At 51.0% G+C, this 20,810-nt stretch carries 20 protein-coding genes; 14 read left to right on the top strand and 6 right to left on the bottom strand.

What is annotated here, in order from left to right:
- The first annotated feature begins 42 nt into the window (after nucleotides 1-42).
- Complete coding sequence (locus tag F459_RS23695) at nucleotides 43-1,161, top strand: hypothetical protein (RefSeq protein WP_081623752.1); 1,119 nt, start codon at nucleotides 43-45, stop codon at nucleotides 1,159-1,161.
- A gap of 25 nt (nucleotides 1,162-1,186) precedes the next feature.
- On the opposite strand, the gene F459_RS0117105 is transcribed toward F459_RS23695, so the two are convergent.
- The 3 genes from F459_RS0117105 to F459_RS0117095 are packed head-to-tail and all read right to left on the bottom strand — an operon-like array spanning nucleotide 1,187 to nucleotide 4,512.
- Nucleotides 1,187-3,199 carry an ATP-dependent helicase gene (locus F459_RS0117105; RefSeq protein ID WP_020613933.1) on the bottom strand — a complete coding sequence of 671 codons (2,013 nt, stop codon included), beginning with the start codon at nucleotides 3,197-3,199 and terminating at the stop codon, nucleotides 1,187-1,189.
- 7 nt (nucleotides 3,200-3,206) lie between these two features.
- Nucleotides 3,207-3,686, bottom strand: a complete 480-nt coding sequence (locus F459_RS0117100) for a COG2426 family protein (protein WP_020613932.1) — start codon at nucleotides 3,684-3,686, stop codon at nucleotides 3,207-3,209.
- A 40-nt stretch (nucleotides 3,687-3,726) separates the two neighbouring features.
- A complete protein-coding gene (locus tag F459_RS0117095) occupies nucleotides 3,727-4,512 on the bottom strand; it encodes an RsmB/NOP family class I SAM-dependent RNA methyltransferase (RefSeq protein WP_026295083.1) in 786 nt (261 codons plus the stop codon).
- Between the two features lie 163 nt (nucleotides 4,513-4,675).
- Between F459_RS0117095 and F459_RS0117090 the strand changes: the two genes are divergently transcribed.
- The 5 genes from F459_RS0117090 to F459_RS0117070 are packed head-to-tail and all read left to right on the top strand — an operon-like array spanning nucleotide 4,676 to nucleotide 10,524.
- Entirely contained in the window at nucleotides 4,676-5,341 is a 666-nt protein-coding gene (locus F459_RS0117090) for an HAD family hydrolase (protein WP_020613930.1), read from the top strand.
- Nucleotides 5,338-7,113, top strand: a complete 1,776-nt coding sequence (locus F459_RS0117085; RefSeq protein WP_020613929.1) for a phospho-sugar mutase — start codon at nucleotides 5,338-5,340, stop codon at nucleotides 7,111-7,113. Before F459_RS0117090 ends, F459_RS0117085 begins: the two co-directional genes overlap by 4 nt.
- Nucleotides 7,114-7,154: 41 nt before the next feature.
- Entirely contained in the window at nucleotides 7,155-8,579 is a 1,425-nt protein-coding gene (locus F459_RS0117080) for a lyase family protein (RefSeq protein ID WP_020613928.1), read from the top strand.
- Nucleotides 8,576-9,184, top strand: coding sequence for an IMP cyclohydrolase (locus tag F459_RS0117075; RefSeq protein WP_020613927.1), 609 nt, complete (start codon nucleotides 8,576-8,578; stop codon nucleotides 9,182-9,184). Before F459_RS0117080 ends, F459_RS0117075 begins: the two co-directional genes overlap by 4 nt.
- A gap of 53 nt (nucleotides 9,185-9,237) precedes the next feature.
- Nucleotides 9,238-10,524, top strand: coding sequence for a restriction endonuclease subunit S (locus F459_RS0117070; RefSeq protein WP_245540213.1), 1,287 nt, complete (start codon nucleotides 9,238-9,240; stop codon nucleotides 10,522-10,524).
- A gap of 9 nt (nucleotides 10,525-10,533) precedes the next feature.
- Here the strand turns inward: F459_RS0117070 and F459_RS0117065 are convergent, their stop codons facing one another.
- Nucleotides 10,534-11,349 (bottom strand): ZIP family metal transporter, encoded by an 816-nt coding sequence (locus F459_RS0117065; RefSeq protein WP_020613925.1) that lies wholly within the window; start codon nucleotides 11,347-11,349, stop codon nucleotides 10,534-10,536.
- Between the two features lie 104 nt (nucleotides 11,350-11,453).
- Here F459_RS0117065 and F459_RS0117060 point away from each other — a divergent pair, with 104 nt between their 5' ends.
- From F459_RS0117060 to F459_RS0117025, 8 genes are all read left to right on the top strand, one after another.
- Nucleotides 11,454-11,867 carry a secondary thiamine-phosphate synthase enzyme YjbQ gene (locus tag F459_RS0117060; RefSeq protein ID WP_013254952.1) on the top strand — a complete coding sequence of 138 codons (414 nt, stop codon included), beginning with the start codon at nucleotides 11,454-11,456 and terminating at the stop codon, nucleotides 11,865-11,867.
- Between the two features lie 31 nt (nucleotides 11,868-11,898).
- The gene (locus tag F459_RS0117055) at nucleotides 11,899-13,074 is read left to right on the top strand and encodes an ATP-binding protein (RefSeq protein WP_020613924.1); all 1,176 of its coding nucleotides are present in this window, start codon (nucleotides 11,899-11,901) and stop codon (nucleotides 13,072-13,074) included.
- Between the two features lie 88 nt (nucleotides 13,075-13,162).
- Nucleotides 13,163-13,858: a hypothetical protein gene (locus F459_RS0117050; RefSeq protein ID WP_020613923.1), complete on the top strand. Its 696-nt coding sequence runs from the start codon at nucleotides 13,163-13,165 to the stop codon at nucleotides 13,856-13,858.
- 51 nt (nucleotides 13,859-13,909) lie between these two features.
- The gene (locus tag F459_RS0117045) at nucleotides 13,910-16,162 is read left to right on the top strand and encodes a peptidase U32 family protein (protein WP_020613922.1); all 2,253 of its coding nucleotides are present in this window, start codon (nucleotides 13,910-13,912) and stop codon (nucleotides 16,160-16,162) included.
- A 50-nt stretch (nucleotides 16,163-16,212) separates the two neighbouring features.
- Entirely contained in the window at nucleotides 16,213-16,602 is a 390-nt protein-coding gene (locus F459_RS0117040) for a hypothetical protein (RefSeq protein WP_020613921.1), read from the top strand.
- Nucleotides 16,602-17,312 carry a ribonuclease PH gene (gene rph / locus F459_RS0117035; RefSeq protein WP_020613920.1) on the top strand — a complete coding sequence of 237 codons (711 nt, stop codon included), beginning with the start codon at nucleotides 16,602-16,604 and terminating at the stop codon, nucleotides 17,310-17,312. The genes F459_RS0117040 and rph overlap by 1 nt, the downstream gene beginning before the upstream one ends.
- 18 nt (nucleotides 17,313-17,330) lie before the next feature.
- A complete protein-coding gene (locus F459_RS0117030; protein WP_020613919.1) occupies nucleotides 17,331-18,494 on the top strand; it encodes a 1-acyl-sn-glycerol-3-phosphate acyltransferase in 1,164 nt (387 codons plus the stop codon).
- Nucleotides 18,478-19,194 carry a hypothetical protein gene (locus F459_RS0117025; RefSeq protein WP_020613918.1) on the top strand — a complete coding sequence of 239 codons (717 nt, stop codon included), beginning with the start codon at nucleotides 18,478-18,480 and terminating at the stop codon, nucleotides 19,192-19,194. Before F459_RS0117030 ends, F459_RS0117025 begins: the two co-directional genes overlap by 17 nt.
- Here F459_RS0117025 and F459_RS0117020 read toward each other — a convergent pair.
- Nucleotides 19,168-20,103: a hypothetical protein gene (locus tag F459_RS0117020; RefSeq protein WP_020613917.1), complete on the bottom strand. Its 936-nt coding sequence runs from the start codon at nucleotides 20,101-20,103 to the stop codon at nucleotides 19,168-19,170. The two genes, F459_RS0117025 and F459_RS0117020, sit on opposite strands and share 27 nt — an antisense overlap.
- Complete coding sequence (locus tag F459_RS0117015) at nucleotides 20,100-20,804, bottom strand: metallophosphoesterase (RefSeq protein WP_020613916.1); 705 nt, start codon at nucleotides 20,802-20,804, stop codon at nucleotides 20,100-20,102. The genes F459_RS0117020 and F459_RS0117015 overlap by 4 nt, the downstream gene beginning before the upstream one ends.
- Nucleotides 20,805-20,810 lie beyond the last annotated feature (6 nt).

Below are 20,810 nucleotides of genomic sequence, written 5' to 3'. Positions count from 1 at the left end.
CGTAGTTAGTTATTGTAAGAACAGCCAAAAAAGGAGAAGTTCATGAACCATCCCCCCTTCTGCCCCAATCCCTATTGTCCCAACCATTTCCAGGCTGCAGGATCCTGGTTCATAAAAACAGGGTCGTACCACTCAAAAACAGCTCCCCGTATTCAAAAGTTCAAATGCAAAACCTGCGGGCTCTCCTTCTCAACCCGTACCTTTAGCATCGACTACTGGACACACCGCCACATCTGTTACCACACCATTCTCTGCCACCTCGTCACCAGCTCCGGTATCAGAGACCTTTCCCGCATCCTCAACGCCTCCTGCTGCACTGTTACAGATCGTATCAGGCGTCTTGCCCACCAATGTCTTGCAGCCTCGGCGTCCCTCTCCTGTAACATGGAGATAGCAGAAGACCTTGTCGCAGACGGATTTGAAAGCTTTGTCTGTTCTCAATACCTTCCGAATAACATCCATATCCTCGCAGGAAAAAAGTCTCAATTCTGGTTCCTTTCCGACTATGCCCAGCTGACGAGGAAGGGGCGAATGACTGATTATCAAAAGAGGAAAAACAAACTGATCAAGGAGCATCTAAAGCTATACAAAGGAAGTGTTTATCACTCCTTCCAAAGGGTGGTGGAAAAAACCCTGGAACTCCAAAACCATTCGAAGAAAAAGCTTTTGTCGCTGTACACCGATGAACATAAGCAGTACCAACAGGTGATGAAGGACTTACCGGCAGTGGCGACCGGGAGAATCGAGCATCACCGAATAAGCTCGAAAAGAATCCGCGACCTACACAATCCGCTATTTAGTGTAAATTACCTTGATCGGGAGATCAGGAAAGATAACTCAGACCATGTGAGGCAGACGGTTCAGTTTGCCCGGAATACAGGGAATATGATGGAGCGGCTTGAAGTGTATCGGTTTTATCACAACTTCATGAAGCCGTACCGGATCAGGGGGAAGGGGGATGGGAAAGGACCGACTCATGGGCAAGTGGCAGGGATCGATGGAAGGAAGATAGCCTGGCAGCTGAGGAGTTTATTTACCCAAAGGAGGTTTTTCCTGAGAAATCAGCCTATGCCACCTTCAAGTCGGGAGCTATGGCTAAAGGGAGTGCAAACACCACTGCGTTGGAAGGCTGACTATCTTCCCTCATATGCGTGGGCATGATAATCACCACGATTCGGGACACTACCTACACCTTATCGGGAATTCCCAGCTTGGCCCTGATCTTTTCAAAATAATCCATAGCCTCTCCCGATTCCACTTCCTCTTCGGGCTGATGATATTCTATCAAGCGATCGGGAATTTCCTCAAGAAAACGGCTGGGACTTGAGTCAATCACCTCTCTGGATACCCTTCTGGTTTTGCAGCTTGTGAGATACAGCTTCTGCTTGGCCCGTGTGATGGCAACGTAAAAAAGCCTTCGCTCCTCTTCAATGTTGTCAGGGTCCTCCTCCAGAGAGCGGGCGTGGGGCATGATCGTATCTTCCACTCCTGCGAGGAAGACAATCTCGAACTCTAGCCCCTTTGATGCGTGGACCGTCATCAAATTGACCATATCGTTGTTCTCTTCCTGATCGTCATCCCTGGTGATCAGGGTGATACGGTTGAGGTAGTTGTAGATATTGGGCTCGTCGTTATCCGGATCTTTCTCCCATCGTTCGAAAAGATCGAGGAAGATACCGATGTTTTTGTATTTCCATCGGGCCGCACGTTCGTTTTTTTGATTTTCCATGATGAGATATCCCCAATAGTCGACCTTATCGACAAGGGACCGTGTGGTATCCGCCATCTTTTTGCCGGTGAGAATCTGTTCGCGATAATATTCGATGAAGGTGACGAATTCCCCGAGGGCGGCCTTGACCTTGTCGCTTACCGGGGCGTCTTCGGCATAACGAATGGCACTTGCAGCAGAGTAGAGGCTCCATTCTTTTTCATCGGCCAATTCGCGAAGCTTTTCGAGACTGACCCTGCCTATTCCCCGTCTTGGTGTGTTGATGATGCGAAGAAGATTGACATCATCGTCGGGATTGGAGAGAACCCTGAGGTAGGCAATGATGTCTTTAATCTCTTTACGCTGAAAAAAGCTTTGGCCGCCGCTGACCTTATAAGGGATATTTTCGGCCAAAAAAGCATTTTCTATTGTGGCTGCGAGGCTGTTGGTTCGTACCAGAACACCAAAATCGTGGTATTTATATCCCTCCCGCATGGAGAGGGTTGCGATCAGCTGGGCAATAAACTCCGACTCTTTCAGGTCGTCGTCGGGATAGAAGATCTCAATCGACTTTCCGTTGTCCAGTCCTGTCCATAGCTCCTTACTTTTTCGATTTTTGTTATTTGCGATTACCTGGTTTGCAGCCGCGAGAATATTTCCGGTTGAACGGTAATTCTGTTCAAGCTTGATCTCCAATAGTTCGGGAAAGTCTTTTTCGAAGTTGACGATATTCTGGTAGTTTGCTCCCCGCCATGAGTATATTGATTGATCATCATCACCCACGACACAGATGTTGCGTTCTTTTTCCGCCAAAAGCTTCATCAAATGGTATTGAGCCAGGCTTGTATCCTGGAATTCGTCGACCATAATGTAGCGGTAACGGTGACGATATGCATCCAACACCTCGGGAAACTCTTCGAAAAGGCGTATCGGCAGCATGATCAAATCGTCGAAATCGACGGCATTGTAGGCATGCAGATTTGCAAGATACTCCTCAAAAAGTGGCTTATAGAGCTTGTTCTCCCTGTTCCACTTTTCCCGTCCCGTTTTTACCGAAGAGAAGAGGTTTGCGATTTCCCAGGTATCGAGGTCTTCGGGAATCATACCGATTCCTCTGGCGCTTTCCTTTATAAGAGCGGTCTTGTCGACCTGATCGTAGATCGAAAAGTTTGATTTGTAATCAAGATACTCGATGCTTTTACGTAATACTTTTACCCCAAAGGCGTGAAAGGTGCTCACCGTCAGGTTGGAAAGGCGTTTCCCGGTGAGGGAGCGGATTCGGTCCGACATCTCCCGTGCGGCCTTGTTGGTAAAGGTAAGGGCAAGGATCGAGGATTGGGGGATTCCTTCTTCCAGCATGTGGGCTATCCTGAAGGTGATCATCCGGGTTTTTCCGGATCCTGCGCCTGCTATGATAAGGAGGGGGCCGTCTATAGTGCTGGCGGCGATGAATTGTTCCTTGTTGAGTTCTTTTGCCAGATCTATTGCCATTGAAGTTTTATACCTGTTTTGTGAAGATTGAAAAGGCCTCGATTCCTAGGAGCGAAACTGTCAGTACAATGGCGCCGGAAATCGCGACGCCGAAAAGGACATGAAGCATGGTTCTTTTTCGTTCCAATCCTAAAAGCCAGGCCCCGAGTGTCCCGGTCCAAGCTCCGGTAACGGGCAGGGGAATGGCGACGAAGAGGGTTATCCCGAGATATTCAAAACGGGAAACCTTTGCTTCGATCTTTTTTCTTGTTCGTTCGACGACTCGCTCGAAAAGGGAGGAGTACCACGCCATCCTGAGAAAGAGTTTGTGCAGGGTGGAAAGAAAGAGATACACCACCGGGGCCACCAGCGCATTGAAGGCCACACAGTAGAGATAGGCTATAAGGGGTCCGGCTCCCTTTGCAAGGGCAAAGGGGATGGCACCTCGCAGTTCCGATATCGGAGCGAGGCTCAAAAGTGCAGTAACCACGTAATGATGAAAGGTCATGGGCGAAGTATAGAGTGTTCGAACTGCTTTGAAAAGCGCTTTAGGTCATACGCTTTTGCAGAAGTGCTGCGTACATCGGTCCTTTTCCCTCCTCGCGGTCGGGAAGAACAATCATTCCGAAACGGGTCGTCTCCCCGTAAGGGAGAGATAGTTCCGCCTTTTCCATGAAATCCCCCCTTCGTTTCAGGAGCTTTTCTATGACCCCGTCGTTTTCAAAGGGGCTGATGGTGCATGTGCTGTAGAGCAAAACGCCTCCGGGCCGTAAGGCATCGGCGGCTGCCGCGGCCATGGCAAAGGCCTGGACCGCCAATCGTTTGGTTCTGGAGGGTGACCATCGCTCCAGATGGATCGGATCGGAGAGTACGTGTCGTTCGGATGAGCAAGGTGCGTCCAAAAGGATACGATCGTAACGATTCTGCTCGTATAATCCCCATTTCGAGGCGTCGTGAGAGGTTATCTCTACAATCGCGGCGTAGTCCGATATCAGGTGCTCGGCAATGACCCGCTTGAGGCGCCCCCTTCGAGATGCGGAGCGATCGTTGGCAACCAGCACCCCCTTTCCTCTCATGGCGGCGGCGATAACCAGACTTTTTCCTCCCGGGGCTGCACACATATCGAGCACCTCTTCCTCCGGAAGTGCACCAAGGGCCTTAGCGGTATCGATAGAGGCCTGATCGAGGTAGTAACTCTTACTAAGGCCCTCTGAAAAGGATACCGGACTGGGTTCTCTTTTCAAGGCTTCGGCCAGAGCCTCCCAACGCTCTCCGTACAGTTCCCGATAGAAGCGGAAAAAGGCCTCTTTTCCCTTTGTTGCTTTTTTTTTCAAACTGTTCTTCTCCACATACGGGCCTGGTATATGCGAAGAGTATACTCCGGCGACTTGTTCGGCTTCAATTGGGTTTGGATAGGCTCTGCAGGTATTCAGGAGCGTCAATATTTACCGGCCTCAATCTTGACTTAGTTCCTATCCTTGCGTAGCCTAATCGTAGATGAATATACGAGCAATTTTCTTTGATTTGGACGGAACGCTGCTGGATACCATGCCCGATATTGTAACCGCCCTTGATGGGGCCCTGGTTCGAAACGGGTTTCCCCGACATCCTGCGGAGGCTTATCCGGGCTTTGTCGGAAGTGGGCTGAAGGAGGCGGGGCGCAGGGCCATGCCTGCGGAAAAACGTGGTGATGAACAATTGGTCGAGAGACTCTACCATGATATTCTGGATATCTATCGTGAACATCCCGCGGAAAAGACCCGAATGTATCCCGGTATCGAACGGCTTTTACGGCAGCTTGCTCAGCGTGGCCTGAAATTGGCTGTTATCACCAACAAGGATCTGGAAATCGCCTCTTCGGTCATCGATCAGCGACTTCCCTCCGAACTCTTCGACGCCGTTGTCGGTGTGGATCGCAGTACTCCGCCGAAGCCCGATCCTTCTGGATCTTTATCTGCCATTAAGCGCTTATCGGTAGTTCCCGAGCAGGTCCTCCTGGTCGGGGACAGCGATGTTGATATGGCAACCGCCCGTGCCGCCGGTTTCGACGCATTGGCGGTCTCCTGGGGCTATCGGTCGCTTGAGCAGCTGAAGGCTGCCGGCGCCCCCCGTATCGTCTACAGTCCCGAAGAAATTCTGAAGATCGTGGAGGTGGTATCATGAGTGGTGAAACAGAGGCAGCTGCCGAGTATCGGGATCTTGCCCGGGAATACCTTTCACGGGAGGAGCATCCTGTTTTCAGAAAAGAATTGGAGGAACTCCTTGCATCGGGGGATGAAAAGGATCTTGCCGATCGCTTTTATACCCGTCTTGCCTTCGGCACCGGAGGCATGCGTGGCGTGATCGGGGCCGGATACAATCGGATGAACCCCTTCACGGTAAGCCAGGCGACCCAGGGCCTTGCCAACTATATACGAAAGGAAGTGGGGCTTGAGGCTAAACCAGTGGTGGTCATCGCCTACGACTCCAGACGCTACTCCCGACTCTTTGCCGAAGAGGCCGCAAAGGTGCTCTGCGGCAACGGCATTATTGTGAGGCTCTTCCCCTCTTTGCGGCCCACCCCCGAACTCAGCTATGCTGTCCGCTACTTTGAAGCAAGCTCGGGAATCGTCGTAACGGCGAGCCATAATCCCCCGGAGTATAACGGCTATAAGGTATACTGGAGCGATGGAGGACAGATTATTGCTCCCCACGATAGCGGCATCATCGAAGAGGTCCGAAAAGTGACAGGTTCGATATCCCGCATTCCCCTTGAATCTGCCATGGCCAGGGGGCTTTTCTTCGAAATCGGAGATGCCGTGGACGAGGCGTATCTCTCCATGGTCGCGGGGTGCTCGCTCCGTCCGAAACTTATGGCGGAGAAGGGGAAGGACCTTAAGGTTGTCTACACCCCGCTTCATGGCAGCGGCCTCGTTCCTGTGGAAAAGAGCCTTTCGTCCATGGGAATAGATGTGATCACCGTGCCCGAGCAACGGGAGCCTGACGGTAATTTTCCCACTGTGGAATATCCCAATCCTGAAGAGGCATCTGCCCTGAAACTTGCCATCGAGCTTGCCCAAAAGGAGCATGCCGATCTTGTTATGGCCACCGATCCCGATTCTGATAGGCTCGGGCTTGCGGTTCCCGAAGATGCAGAGTGTTCTTCATATCGTTTGCTTACAGGCAACCAGACCGGCTGTCTGCTTGCGGATTATATCTTCTCGACACGAAGCGAACTGGGACGGCTTCCTTCACATGGTGCATTTGTCAAGACCATCGTCACTACGGATCTTCAGCGACGTATAGCCGAGAGTTACGGCATCACGACCTATGACGTTCTTACCGGTTTCAAGTATATCGCCGCAAAGATTGCCGCATTCGAAGAGGAGGGCAGGGAGCAATTCCTCTTCGGTGGCGAGGAAAGTTACGGCTATTTGGTAACCGATGAGGTTCGGGACAAGGATGCGGTTTCCGCCGCCTTTATGGTTGCGGAAATGACCCTTTATCATCGAAGTCGGGGGACTTCTCTGCTCAAACGACTTGAAGAGATATGGGAGCGCTACGGATATTTCCAGGAGCTTTTGGTCAGCCGCAGGTTTTCCGGTGCCGAAGGGGCTCGGAAGATGGCGCAATTGATGGACACTCTTCGATCTCGTCCCATGCAGCAGATCGCCGGTTTACAGGTGGTAGAAGTGGCCGATTTCCTGAAAGGGACGCGGTATGACATAGAGGGCCATGATTTAGGGAAGCTGGAGCTGCCCTCGTCGAATGTTCTCCAGTTCTTTTTGGAAGGGGGAAGCAAGGTGACCGTCAGACCCAGTGGCACCGAACCGAAAATCAAATTTTACGCTTCCGTGGCATGTGAGCCTGAACTCGGCCTTGATGAGGCGAAAAAGCTCGCCGGCCGGAGACTGGCAGCGGTAGAAGAGACCATCGATACCCTTATCGGCTCCTGACGGAGCCGTTTTTTTATTTACAGCCTAAGGAGAAATCAAACATGGAACAACGATCGATCTTTGCATCCCTTTCGCCCCTGGACCACCGTTATTATTTGGCAAACAGGGAGCTTTTTGAGAAGCTGGGCGGCTTTCTCAGTGAGGAGGCCAACGTTGCCTTCTGTTTGGAGGCGGAGATTGCCCTGCTGACGGTTCATGCCAGACGTCTATATGGTGAGGATGCAAAGGCATTGGTTGATGCCGGGGCCCTCCGGCAAAAGGTCACTGTCGAGCTGGTATACGAGGAGGAGGAGCGGACGCATCATAATATTCGGGCACTGGTCAACGTCATGAAACGCTTTGTTCCCGAAAAGATTAATCCCTATGTTCACTTGGGAGCAACCTCTGTCGATATTTTGGATACCGCCATGAGCCTTCGGGTCGGCGGGGCCGTTCGGGAGGTGGTCCTTCCTCTCCTGTGGGAACTTGAAGAGCGCCTTGCCGTTCTCGCAGAAAAAGAGGCAGAAACCCCTCAGGTAGGAAGAACCCACGGACAGCATGCGGTGCCCGTCACCTTCGGTTTTGCCATGGCGGAATACGCAGCCCGGTTGGGCAAATCCCTGCTTGAGATGGAAAAGCGCTGTGGTGACCTTCGCGGTAAGCTCGCCGGTGCCGTGGGTGCCTACAACGCAACCTCTCTCCTTGTAGACGATCCCCAGGCGTTGGAGCGGGAATATCTTCAGGAGCTGGGTTTGGAGCCTGCAGAGTATGCGACGCAGATGGTTGAGCCGGAATATATGCTGCGGCTGCTCCTTGAGATCAATACCGCTTTCGGTATTATTGCAAATCTTGCCGATGACCTGCGCCATCTCCAACGAAGCGAAATCGACGAAGTACGGGAATTCTTTTCTTCGACCCAGGTAGGATCCTCCACCATGCCGCAGAAGCGGAACCCATGGAACAGCGAACATGTGAAGAGTCTCTGGAAGGCCTTTTCTCCCCGGGTTGTCACATTTTTTATGGATCAGATATCCGAACATCAACGTGATCTTTCGAACTCTGCCTCCGGTCGTTTTGTCGCCGACTATATTGCCGGTTTTTGTGCCGCTGCCGAGCGGATGAACCGGATTATCGAGAGTCTCTATGTGGATCGCCAGCAAATGCGAAAAAATCTTGACATGGGAGGGGATATGGTTCTTGCCGAGGCTGCCTATATTCTGCTTGCCTTGGAGGGGGATAGCGATGCCCATGAGGCGGTCCGTAAGGCAACCCTGCTCTGCGAAAAAGAGAAGATATCCCTGAAAGAAGCGCTTGCCCGCAATGAAAAGCTTTGGGACCTGCTCGACCGGGGCTTGCGTGACAGCCTGGGCCTCGATGCGGATACCTTTTTCTCCGATTCGGCCCGCTACCGGGGAAAGGCTGCGGAGAAAGCGGTCAAAATAGGAAGAAGGTATAGAGAGCTTGCCGCAAAAAGGAGGGAAAAATGAACGAAAAAGAAGGAAACGGCATTAGGCGGGCCCTGATCAGCGTCTGGAATAAAGAGGGGGTTGAGCAATTTGCCCGATCCCTGTCGGAGGCAGGCGTTCAGATTATCTCTTCCGGCGGTACGGCGAGGTTTTTATCGAAGGCCTCTATTCCCGTTATCCCGGTGGAGGATGTTACCGGTTTTTCCGAGATGCTCGACGGACGGGTAAAAACCCTTCATCCAAAGATTCACGGGGCAATTCTCGCACGAAGGGCCAATCCCTCGGATATGGAAACCGTAAAAGCACATGGTATTGTTCCGATCGATGTGGTTGCCGTTAACCTTTACCCCTTTGTCCGTATGCTTGAGGACGGGGTCGCCGGAGACAGTTTGCTTGAGTATATCGATATCGGCGGGCCGACGCTTTTGCGCGCTGCGGCGAAAAACTATAAAGACGTACTTGTGGTTTGTGATCCTGCCGACTACGATGAGGTCGCCCGATATATTGCTGAGGGAGGGAGTGTTGATATGAAGCTTCGACAGAGATTGGCTGCTAAGGTTTTTGATGTGATAAGCGATTACGATCGTTCGATCGCAAATTGGCTTGCTTCTTCACAGCTTTCTTAAAATAATTTTTTTGTTTGACAGCCACAGTCCAGCTTCCTACTATAATTATTATGATGAAAGCAGTCTACAAAAGCCTTGCAAATATGCTTGTTACCGATGCCGGCAGAGGAGAAGCGTTGCCGGATATTCCTATTTTCCCCTTCGGCATGCCGCCCTTGCCCCTGTCGGCCATTGGAGATGAGAGGAATGGGGAACGTTTGTCTCATTCCTCTTCCAATGCTCCCTTTGCTGCAGAAACGTGGCAAGGGGCCTCCTTCGTCGTCATAGATGGCGCTCCAAAGGATTCTCCGGATGTCGATCGGCCTATTATCGAATCGCTGAAAGCACGGGGATTTACCGGTAAGATCAACAGAGAGAGTGCGTATCTCCTGCGGGCCATTGAATCGCTTGTCGAAGGAGGGATCCTTATAGATTCCTTTAGTCCGCATCTTCTCTATGGTTCCAGTGCCCTCGACAGGGCTCTGCGTGAGATGTTGTCTACCAAGGTTGCGCTCCTCTCCGTTACCAGTTTTGAGGCGCCAGGCGATGGAACGGACGACCGGGAACCCAGGGTGATTATTGTCCTTCGCCGTGAGGCTCCTTCTAAGGATCATACGATTTTATTCAGACGCCTTGGTCATAACGCGGAGTTGCTGATGGAGCGGAAGGTTCCTATTGAGGAGATGCAGAACGCCTCGGTCTGGATTCCCGACCGTTTTTTCATCCGGCAAAACCAGTATCTTAATGAAAAAATTCATACGGTCCAACTCGGGTCGCTTTGCCGGGATATCTTTCGCGGGGCCCCCGGGCGCTTTTTTTCCAAAGAGGGGAAAGAAGCGGTCCGTTATCTCAGTCTGAAACACGTAGGTGCGGGGCTTCTCGATGTAAACGACCTTTCGACCATGCAAATCGAATCGGTTTCCAGAATTAAACGCTATTTGTTGCGACAGGGTGATGTCATCGTCAGCTGCCGCGGAGAGTTTTTTCGACCACTCCTGCTTACCGGGACGAGTACGATACCCGTCACCGGCGGAGATAACTATGTCATCATTCGCCCTGATCTCAATCTTGTAGATCCCGGCTTTCTTTTCAGATACCTTCGCAGTAGGGCCGGACAAGCTTTCCTTTTCGGCATGTCGACGGGAAAACGTATTCGCGTATTAAACGTACGAGCCATGGCGGAAATCCCGGTCCCGTTGCCGTCAATGGAGATGCAGCAACGGGTTGCCGTTGAATTCACCAATGCCGAACGTCTTTTAGAGGAAGAACGCAACCGCATTGAAGAGGAATACCGCAACAGTGCCGATGTTCTGTTTCAGGGGATGGGGCTGCTTCCGGCCGGAGCCGAAAACGATTCCTGATTCTATATCCTAACCCAAGGCGACGTCGAGAACCATCATTACGGTAAATCCAAGCATGGTTCCGAGGGTTGCGATATCCGAATGGGCGGCTTCGCTTTGTCCCTCGGGAACCAGTTCCTCGACCACCACGTAGATCATGGCTCCCGCCGCAAAGGCAAGGGCGTAGGGCAGTATCGGACGCATAATAATGACCAAAAGCGCTCCGATGACCCCTGCGATAGGTTCAACAATGCCCGAGAGCTGGCCATACCAGAAACTTTTCGCCCTGCTGAGCCTCTCTCTCCTCAGGGGAATGGAAACGGCCGCTCCCTCGGGGAAATTCTGCAGACCGATACCGAGGGCAAGGGCTATGGCCCCTGCTTCACTTGCACTCGGCAGGTTTGCAGCGATGGCCCCGAATGCCACTCCGACGGCAAGGCCTTCGGGGATATTGTGAAGGGTTATGGCAAGAACCAGAAGGATACTGCGTTGCCAGCTCGTCGATATCCCCTCTGCGTGTTCGATCGGCTCTCCCTGGTGAAGGTGGGGAAGGATCTTATCCACAAGAAAGAGAAAAGCCCCTCCGCAAAGAAAACCGACGGCCGCCGGAATCCAGGGTGTTTTGTTACCGGCGTTTTCTGCCATTTCCAAAGCCGGTGCGAGAAGCGACCAGAAACTTGCGGCGATCATCACTCCGGCGGCAAAGCCGAGCATCGCATTCAGCACCTTTTTATTAATGTTCTTAAAGAAAAAGACCATAGAAGCACCCAGTGCGGTCATCAGCCAGGTAAAGCCGGTAGCAATGGCGGCCTGGGCTATCGGTGATAGGGATGTAAAGTAGCTCATAAAAAAAGTATAGTATAATCTTAGCGGTGATGGAAGGAGGAGAAATCTTGGTGGTGTAACGCCCCCAATCTCTGCTATAGTGTTTTCGGCTACAGGAGGTTACCATGAAGAGTTTTCGAAAAGAGTTGTGGTTCAATACGGAAAAGCGATATCAGTTTGTCCATATTACAGACGATGTCAAACAGGCATTGCAGGAGAGCGGCGTGCGCGAGGGGTTCTGCCTTGTCAATGCAATGCATATTACCGCGAGTGTTTTCATAAATGACAACGAGTCGGGACTTCATCAGGATTATCTTGAGTGGCTCGAGAAACTCGCTCCCTATAGTCGGAAGGGATACCATCACAATGTTGGTGAGGACAACGGTGATGCGCACCTCAAGAGACAGGTTATGGGACGTGAGGTTGTCGTCGCCATCACCGATGGAAAGCTTGATCTCGGCCCGTGGGAAGAGATTTTCTACGGTGAGTTCGACGGTCGTCGGAGAAAGCGGGTTTTGATCAAAATTATCGGCGAGTAGCTACTACCCTTTGACGCCGGGGAGGTTTCGCATGGAGAGAATCGGATATTTTCAGTTTCTCCGTACCATCTACTTTTTTAAGGATCTTGACGATACCGATATTCGGGACATCATGGCCTATTGTCATGAAACCAATTTCTCTGCCGGCGAGGTTGTTTTCTGGGAGAATGATGAGGCAGATCGTTTTTATATTATCATGTCGGGAGAGGTTGAAGTCTGGAAGGGCTACGGAAGTGATCAGGCCGATATGCTGGCTGTTCACGGCCCCGGCCATCTGTTTGGCGAGATGGCCCTTGTGGACGAGCTTCCCAGAAGTGCAACGGTAAAGAGCAGGGGAAATACTCGGGTTCTCTATATCGGCCAGGATGAATTTCAGAAGATCCTTCAGGAAAAGCCTACGGTTGCCTTTGCCATCGTAAAAAGCCTCTCCGCCATGGTGAGAAAGAGCAACGATACCTTCCTTGAAGACCTTCGGGAAAGAAACAAGCGTCTTGAGATTGCAAACAGGGACCTTCAGACGGCACAGTCGGAATTATTGAAGAATGAGCGTCTTTCGACCCTGGGAAAATTCTCATCCATGATCCTTCATGATATCCGAAACCCGATTTCGGTGGTGAAGGCGTATACCGATCTTTTGCTGATCAGCGAAGGTATTCCACAGAAAAATATGGACTATATTCGTAATATCCGTTTCGAGGCGGAGCGGCTCAATCAGCTTGCCAACGAGCTTCTCGATTATTCGCGGGGAGAGATCCGTCTGGATATGGGATCGGTTGATCTTGACGGCTTTTTCCTTCGTCTTGAGGAATGGGTCCGCCGTCGTTTTGCCTCCCGCCGCTGTGAGATAGTCTTGCGAAACGGACACCAGGGGCCGGTTATTTTCGACCAGGAACGTATGTTCAGGGCCTTGACGAACCTTTCCGACAATGCCAGAAAGGCGATGACAATGGGAGGCTCTTTTTCTTTGACGGCGGAAGATGATGATGGATGGCTCCTGTTTACGGTCTCGGATACCGGGGAAGGGATGAGTAAGGAGGTCCTTGAGAGGGTTTTCGAACCCTTCTACAGCTCGGCAAAGGGAGGGGGCACAGGGCTCGGAATGGCGATTGTAAAAAGCACCGTAGAGGCTCATGGAGGGAATATTGAGATCGATTCCGCCCCTGGCAAGGGTACACGTATTTTTTTGAGGATTCCTCTGCACGGATAACTTTTCAAATGCCTACTGTCGGTGTAAAATAATCTGAACAAAATCTTCGTTTAATCAAGTTTTGATTGAATGGGAGTAGGATTGCATCATGAAGTCGGCTGAAACTGCAATGAAAAAGATCCGTTACGCCCTTGCCCACAACAAACAGCTTGAAGTCAAGTTGTCTGTCTACGGAATGCCCCAGCGCCGCTATATCGATCTTCTCCTTTCCCTCTATCTTGAAGAATGTGGTTTGATTGAATTAAAAGATCGCTTGTTGTACTGCATGCACGAGCTTGCGGGAAATGCCCATAAGGCCAATGCCAAACGCCTTTTTTTCGAACGCAGCGGTTTTGATATTTTCGATAAGGCAGAGTATGAAGCGGGCATGGGGTGCTTTAAGCAGACCGTTTCAGATGATCTTTCTTCCTATAACAGACTTCTTACCGAGCAGGGGTATTATGTCTGTTTTCGTTTTCACCTAAAAGGAGGCACCTTGGCCCTTCAGGTGATTAACAGTGCCCGGTTGCTGCAAACCGAACGTGAACGAATAGCCTCGAAGATTGAGATTGCGCGCTGCTATACCACCCTTACCGATGCCTATACCGTAGCGGAGGATTTTTCCGAAGGTGCCGGTCTCGGCATTGTCATGATCCACATCATGCTGAAGGCCATCGGCTTTCGCAACTTCTCTTTTTCGGTCGATGGTGATGATCAAAAGACGGTCAGTAGCCTTTTTCTCGATGTCACCACTTGTCGGCCCGTTTTGCCCGCCGGCGAGACTTCAGTTTCGAGTTCCATGTAGGCTTACACTTTTCCCCTTTTGCCCCGGCCTGTTTTGGTGTACATTGGGACCATGAACATGATTCCCGAGTTGCTTGCCCCGGCTGGAAATCTTTCCTGTGCCGTTACCGCTATCGACAGCGGTGCCGATGCCGTCTATGCAGGTCTTTCCAGTTTCAATGCCCGGGAGGGAGCAGACAATTTTAGTTTTGAGGACCTTTCCCGCCTTGCCGAATATGCAAAAGAACGAGATCGTCGTTATTATATTACCTTAAATACCCTGCTGAAAGAGTCTGAACTTGACTCGGCGATACGGCTTGTCTCTCAGATAGAACCTCTTGAGCCGGATGCCCTCATCATGCAGGATATAGGGGCCATCTCCGCAGTAAGAGAGCTCTTCCCGCATATAGCGGTGCACGCTTCGACCCAGATGGGGTTCCACAACCTCGCCGGAGTCAAGATCGCACAAGAGATGGGAATATCCCGTGTCATCCTTGAGCGTCAGCTCGATATTGAAGAGATTGCCGCCATTGCCGCGGCTTCCCCACTCGAGATCGAGCTCTTTATTCACGGTGCCCTCTGCTGCTCTTTATCCGGTATGTGTCTCTTTTCAAGTTGGATGGGGGGATGGAGCGGTAACCGCGGCCGCTGCAAGCAGCCCTGTCGCCGTCGGTTCCACAGCATGGATAGGGATAAGAAAGAGAGTGGTTTCTTTTTCTCCACAAGGGATCTCTATGCCCTTGATCTTATTCCCCGTTATCGGGATATGGGCATTGCAAGCCTGAAGATCGAGGGACGCCTCAAAAAAGAGGCCTATGTCGAACAGGTGGTCCGCGCCTATCGCCTTATGCTTGATGCTCCGCCGGGAGAAGAGGCCCGCTATCTCGGAGAGGCCCGCCGTATCCTCGCCCGTTCCTTTGGTCGGCATTGGTCCCACGGCTTTTCCACGGCTGAGGACCGGGCCTCTGTCGTTTACCCGGCCTCCCCCGGAATTTCCGGTCTCCTTGTGGGAGAGGTTGTTGCGGTTCGGGGAAAACAGATTACCGCCCGCATCAGCAGAAGAGTACATAGGGGAGATCGTCTTCGCCTCCAGGATACGTCCGGCGGCCAGGCCTCGGCTTTTACCCTTACCGAGATGCGTATCGGCCGTCGGCCTGTGGCTAAGGCCGATGCGGCCTCGCAGGTGACAATCACCCTTCCTGTTGAGGCCTCCGCCGGTATGAAGATCTACAAGGTCGGAGAGTCCAGACGCGGAGGGCAATCCAATGTGGATGCCTTGCCGCTCTTTCGCGCTTCTCAGCCTATAGACCTCTTTATCCTGCTCGAGGAAAAGGGTCTTTCCATCCGTTCCGGCGGCCGCCAGTGGCGATACGAGACGGATTTCAAACCTGCAAAAAATCGCCCCATCGATGAAGAGATCCTGCGTGATCTATTTCGTGCAACTCGGGATGAACGCTACCGTTTAGGGAACCTTGAGGCCGATATAAGAGGGGCATTCTTTCTTCCTCCCGGGGAGTTGAAACAGCTGCGAAGAGCGTTCTGGTCATTCATGATCGACGCATTGGAGTCCGAGCCGGGAAAGACGCCGGATGATCCCGGGGACCGGGCCTGCGAAAGACTTTGTACTTTTCGAGGGAAAGCAATCTCTTCCTATACGTCGAGGGAGTGTGTCGGGTCACCGAAGAGCGGAAGACGGCTGGTCCCTCTTCGCGAGGCAAAGAAAGAGGATGAGGCCTTCCTTCCTTTTTTCGTACCCGAAGGTCACGTTGCCGCCTTCACGGCGAGCATACGAGAGGCCATGGAACGGGAGGTGCGTTTCTTTCGGGTCACCTCTCTCTTTCATGTTCCTCTCTTGCGACAGGCCGCGGAACTTGCAGAAATTGATACTTGTGATCTCATTCTTACCAGCTCATGGCCTCTTCCCGCCTCCAATACGCTTAGTGCCCTGGTACTTGCGCGTTTGGGTGTTCGCCTTGTACAATCGTGGCCCGAGCTTGATGCCGAGGCGTTCAGGCTCTTTTCATCGTCTTCGCCGGTGCCTCTGGAACACTTTGCAGAAGGAAGAGTTCCCTTGCTGGTAACCAGGGCTGTTTTGCCCCTTTCTGGTGCCATCGTTGACGGCAGGGGAGAGAAATTTCATGTTGCCGCAGGCGGTGAAGAGGGGCTTATCGTTCTATGGAGTGGGGAGGAGTTCCGAACTACGCTTTCTTCATCCGATGAGTTTACATTCAAGGGGGATCTGCTGCCCGGTTACGGAAATCCTGGGCAGCAGGCGGATGGCGAGCAGCTATTCTCTCATTTTAATGAAGATAGGGAGTGGAAATAGTTCGCTTTCCTCGCTTTTTCTATTATCCTTATAAAAAGGAGTGGCTGAGCATGTTCTTCTTTTTCGGACCTTTCGAGTATTTGCTTCCCTTTCTTATCGTCTATTTTGTGATAAGATCGGTTACTCGTAGTCATACTATAGACAGATCCCGTCGCGGAAGATTCCCTGAATTTTATGATGAAGACCCGTTTAGCAATGATGATTCCCGTGCGATCGATCGTAATTTACGGGCATCCCTTTACCGGCTTGCGGACCGGCAAAAGGGAAGGCTCACCGTCTCCGATGTGGTTATTGAAACAGGGATAGATGTGCAGGAGGCCGAGAGGATACTCCAGGCAATGGTCGATAATCAACATGTAAGAATGGAGGTCCGTGACGACGGTATCATCTATTACGAATTTCCGGAAATCATGGATAAGTATGCAGGAGGTGAAAACTGATGCGGGATGTTCAATTCCTAACTTCCTACCTGATTCACCCAGCCGGTTCTTGCCTCGCTTCCTACGGTGATACGAAGGTCATCTGTACCGTCTCCCTTGAAGATCGTGTTCCTCCCTTTTTAGAGGGAAAGGGCTGCGGCTGGCTTACCGCCGAGTATGGTATGTTGCCTGGCAGTACCGGGGGCGGAAGAAAGAAACGGGAGATCGGCAAACGGGACGGCAGGAGTACCGAGATTCAGCGTCTCATCGGACGGAGCCTCCGTGCATCCGTTGATATGGAAAAACTTGGTGAACGGACCCTGACCGTCGACTGCGACGTCATTCAGGCCGATGGTGGCACGAGGACTGCATCGGTTTCCGGGGGATGGGTAGCGCTCTATGAGGCGCTTAGTGCTCTTGCCGAACGGGAAGGGCAGGGCAGTGCCGACTATTATCTCAAAGGACAACTCGCCGCCGTGAGTGTCGGTATCGTGGACGGAGAGGTCATCTGTGACCTCGACTATGCGCACGATAGTCGGGCCGAGGTTGATATGAACATTGTGAAACTGGAAGAGGCCTTTGTGGAACTCCAGGGTACGGGAGAGCAGGGAACCTTTTCCTCCGAACAACTTGCTTCGCTTATCGCTGCTGCCGACGAAGGGCTCAAGTTCATTTTTCAAAGACAGCGTGATGCCCTCAAAATCGATTCCGGCTTTACTTTCCGACAATAAAGGGGTACTCTACTCACTATGGATCTTGAGAAGCTGTTGGATACTATTGATTTTGAAGATATTCGTCCCTATCGGGATGATGAAGTAGAAGAGGTCCTCTCCCGTTTGGGAAAAAGCGAATGGTTGGTATCGGGAATCCGAACCGCCTTTTTACCAAATCTACCGAAATTTGCCAAACCTCTTGTCGATTTTGCCCTCCGTTCTTACATGCGGAGAAAATTCCGTTCAGTAAAGAGTGTTTTTGATTTTCAGCGTAAGGTGAGTGTCGATACCTTTCTCACAAAGTTTGTGGTAAAGAAGTCGATCAGCGGAATCAGCTATTCGGGGGGGGAGTTCCTCGACAAAAAGCTCTCCTATCTTTTTATAACCAACCACAGGGATATTGTTCTCGATCCGGCTTTGCTAAACTATGTCCTGACACGATATGGTATGCCTTTGACGCAAATTGCCTTCGGAGACAATTTGATGATCAACCAGACGGTCGCCGATGTCATAAGGATAAATCGTTCTTTTATCGTAAAGCGGAATCTTCCGATACGGGAACAGCTTGTAGCAAGTTTGCAATTGTCGGCCTATATTCGCCATGTGCTTCAAGATACGGATGAATCGATATGGATCGCACAGGGACCCGGCCGGTCCAAGGACGGAAAGGATCATACCAACGCCGCGGTTGTCAAAATGCTCCAGCTGGTCGATCGTGCACGAAAGATTCCTTTTGAGGAGTTCACCCGTTCCTGTCGTATTGTACCGGTTGCCATCAGCTATGAATATGACCCCTGTGATCGTATGAAGGCATGGGAGTTGTACCACAAGAAGGTACGCGGAGAGCACAAAAAGGGGAAATACGAGGATCTGGTTTCAATGATGGCCGGAATGAAGGGGTTCAAGGGGCGTGTCCATTACGCTTTTTCCAAGCCGATAGAGGGAACTTTCAAGAACGACCGTGAACTGACTGAAGAAATTGACCGAAAGATTCAGTCTTCGTACCGTCTTTGGGCAACCAACTATCTTGCCTATGACATGGTGAAGGGAAGTACACTTTTCAGTGACCGTTACGATGATCATGATCGTGAACAGTTGATGAAGCGGTTTAAGCACCTGCCTGATGAGGTCCGTGAAATACTTCTTGAAACCTATGCAAATCCGGTTGTTACCAAAATGTCTTATGTCGAAAGCATCTGAGCTCGTCTCGGCTTTATTTTTTCTTTGTATTATTCTGTCATTTTCATCCTGTAGTGCCTACAGTCCGGAAATAGCCTCTCTGTTCTGGCGTCTTGAAATCTCAGTCCCAGACGGTGGGGCGTATACCGAGGGGCTTCGGCTTTTTGTTCTTGCCGACGACAGAGACGGTATTGAAGATGTGGGCTCCCTTCGCCTTGATTGTACGGAACGTGAACTTTCCTGGACGGTCGAAGAGGATGAGCTTATCATCATTGATCGAAACGGAGAAGCGTGGTACGGTTATCCACGTTTCGAAATGCCGAATGAGGATAGCTTCCCCAGGGCCTCATATGAGGTTACGCTCATCGACAAGGGGGGAAGGGAGAGTTCGGTGCGTTTTACGATCGATGATTCGATTTCCTTTGACGATGCCTTTCTCCCATTTCGTTCTGAAACCGATGCCCTTGCTCTTGTTTTGCCGGGAGAACCGACCAATTGGCTTGCTACCGAATTCCGGCTTTATAACGAAATGGGGGATTCTGTTCTTTCGGAAAAGGCCGCTGTCGGCGATGACGGTATACTTCACCTTCCGAAAAAGCTCTTGGCGCGCGGCAAGGGAAAAGATGCCCCCCGGTGGCGAGCATACGCCTATGATAGAAGCAGCGGGATCGCCGTCCTTTTCGGTCCCTGTGATCTATCGCAGGAAGAGGGAGCGCAGTAGTTTGCCTATCTTTCGGAGCTTATCGGTAAAACGCTCTCTTCTGCTTTTCCCATACCGATTTGCATAGTCGATGGCGGCCTTGTTCAAAGAGAAGTCGTTCCCATATTTGTGCTTTAAACCATCCCAGTGTTTAATGATCCACATATAGAGGTCTCCGAAACTTCGTCCGGGAAAGCGGGCAAGAATGTTTTCCCGAAAGATTACATCGACAATGGGAAGATAGACATTTTCGTACCACGACTTCGCCGCTTCGAGAAAAGGAATTTCATCTTCCTTATCCTGATTAATATAATATTTGTGGCCCTGGATATGACGGAGTAGTTCTATCCAGCGGCCGGTCTCGGTAAAATGGATCTCGCGTTTGTCGATGACCGCTCCGAGGCCTGTTTCCTCGAAGACCCTCTCCTTTTCATAGTTGATGACCAGCCATTTCAGATCGTTTTGCGTCATTCCCGGTTCGAGCTTCAACTCCGTATCCAGCTCGATTACTTCGGCATCGATGGCCCTAACCCCTTGGCTTTTTGCCACCGAGACACGATGGTTGCCGTCTCGTACAAAATAGACGCCGCCGATCTCGTAAAGTTTTATGGGCGGCAGGGTAACATCCATAAGATGAGCACGGTCGACACTTTCCCATCTTCCCCGAATGAAATCACGTTTGGGTAGGAAGGCGGAAGTAAAATCCTTATATCGTCCTTCACTTCCCACTATCAAATCGATATCAACCGCCTGCATGCCCTTGTAGGTTTGCGATTTTGGCTTCAGAAGATTCTTTACATCTTCCAGAGAAAGCAGACGTTGTTTTTCCGGTGAAAGCGCGTTCAGAATTCTTGAGAAGGCGGCTTTCGTTCTTGCTTTATTAAAATCTTCTCGTGCTTGGCTTTGCACAAGAGCTGAGTCTTCACTCATCTGGGAACCTCTACCTCGATTACAATATGTTCATAGGCGTTTACAACCGTTGTTTTACGGTATGTAGACTTCCTTGTTGCGTTGAGATCATACAAATGCACATGTCCGTGAACCAAGTATGCCGGCTTAAAGAGCTTCATGAAGAGGAGAAATACCTTGAAGCCCCGGTGACATTGGTCCTCCCTGTCGTGGATTCCTGCAGGGGGTGCATGGGTCAGCAGGATGTCGAGCCATCTGCCTCGAAAAATCCGATTGACCAAAAGGCCGGGAAGAAGTTTCAATATCTTCATAGCCATCTGAAATTCGGAAAACTGATTCATACCCTTATTATAGCGCATACTTCCGCCGAGCCCTGCAAGTAAAAGCCCCGACATCTTTACTGTTCTATCCCCAAGATAGGTACTCCCGAAGCTGCGTTCGAGAAAGGAAGAGTTACTTACATCGGTTTGAAAGGATTTATACTCTTTGCGGTAGAAACTGATTCTCTTTAGATTATGGTTACCAAAAACAAAACCGAGAGGCTTATTGAGACTGGAAACAATATATCCGTAGTAAGGGAGTTCCAAATCTCCGGCACCAAGAACCAGACCAATGGATTTGAAGCGTTCTTTGATCCCATTGGAATAGATGAGCGGATCGATATGATCGGAGACGCAGAGAACCTTTACCGTTCTGGGGGGCTGAGACTTGTGTTTACGCATAGACTT

It is taken from the genome of Sediminispirochaeta bajacaliforniensis DSM 16054, from assembly GCF_000378205.1.
Taxonomy (GTDB): Bacteria; Spirochaetota; Spirochaetia; order DSM-16054; family Sediminispirochaetaceae; genus Sediminispirochaeta; species Sediminispirochaeta bajacaliforniensis.
Note: the sequence above shows the minus strand (reverse complement) of the source record. Positions and strands in the feature narration are given on the sequence as shown.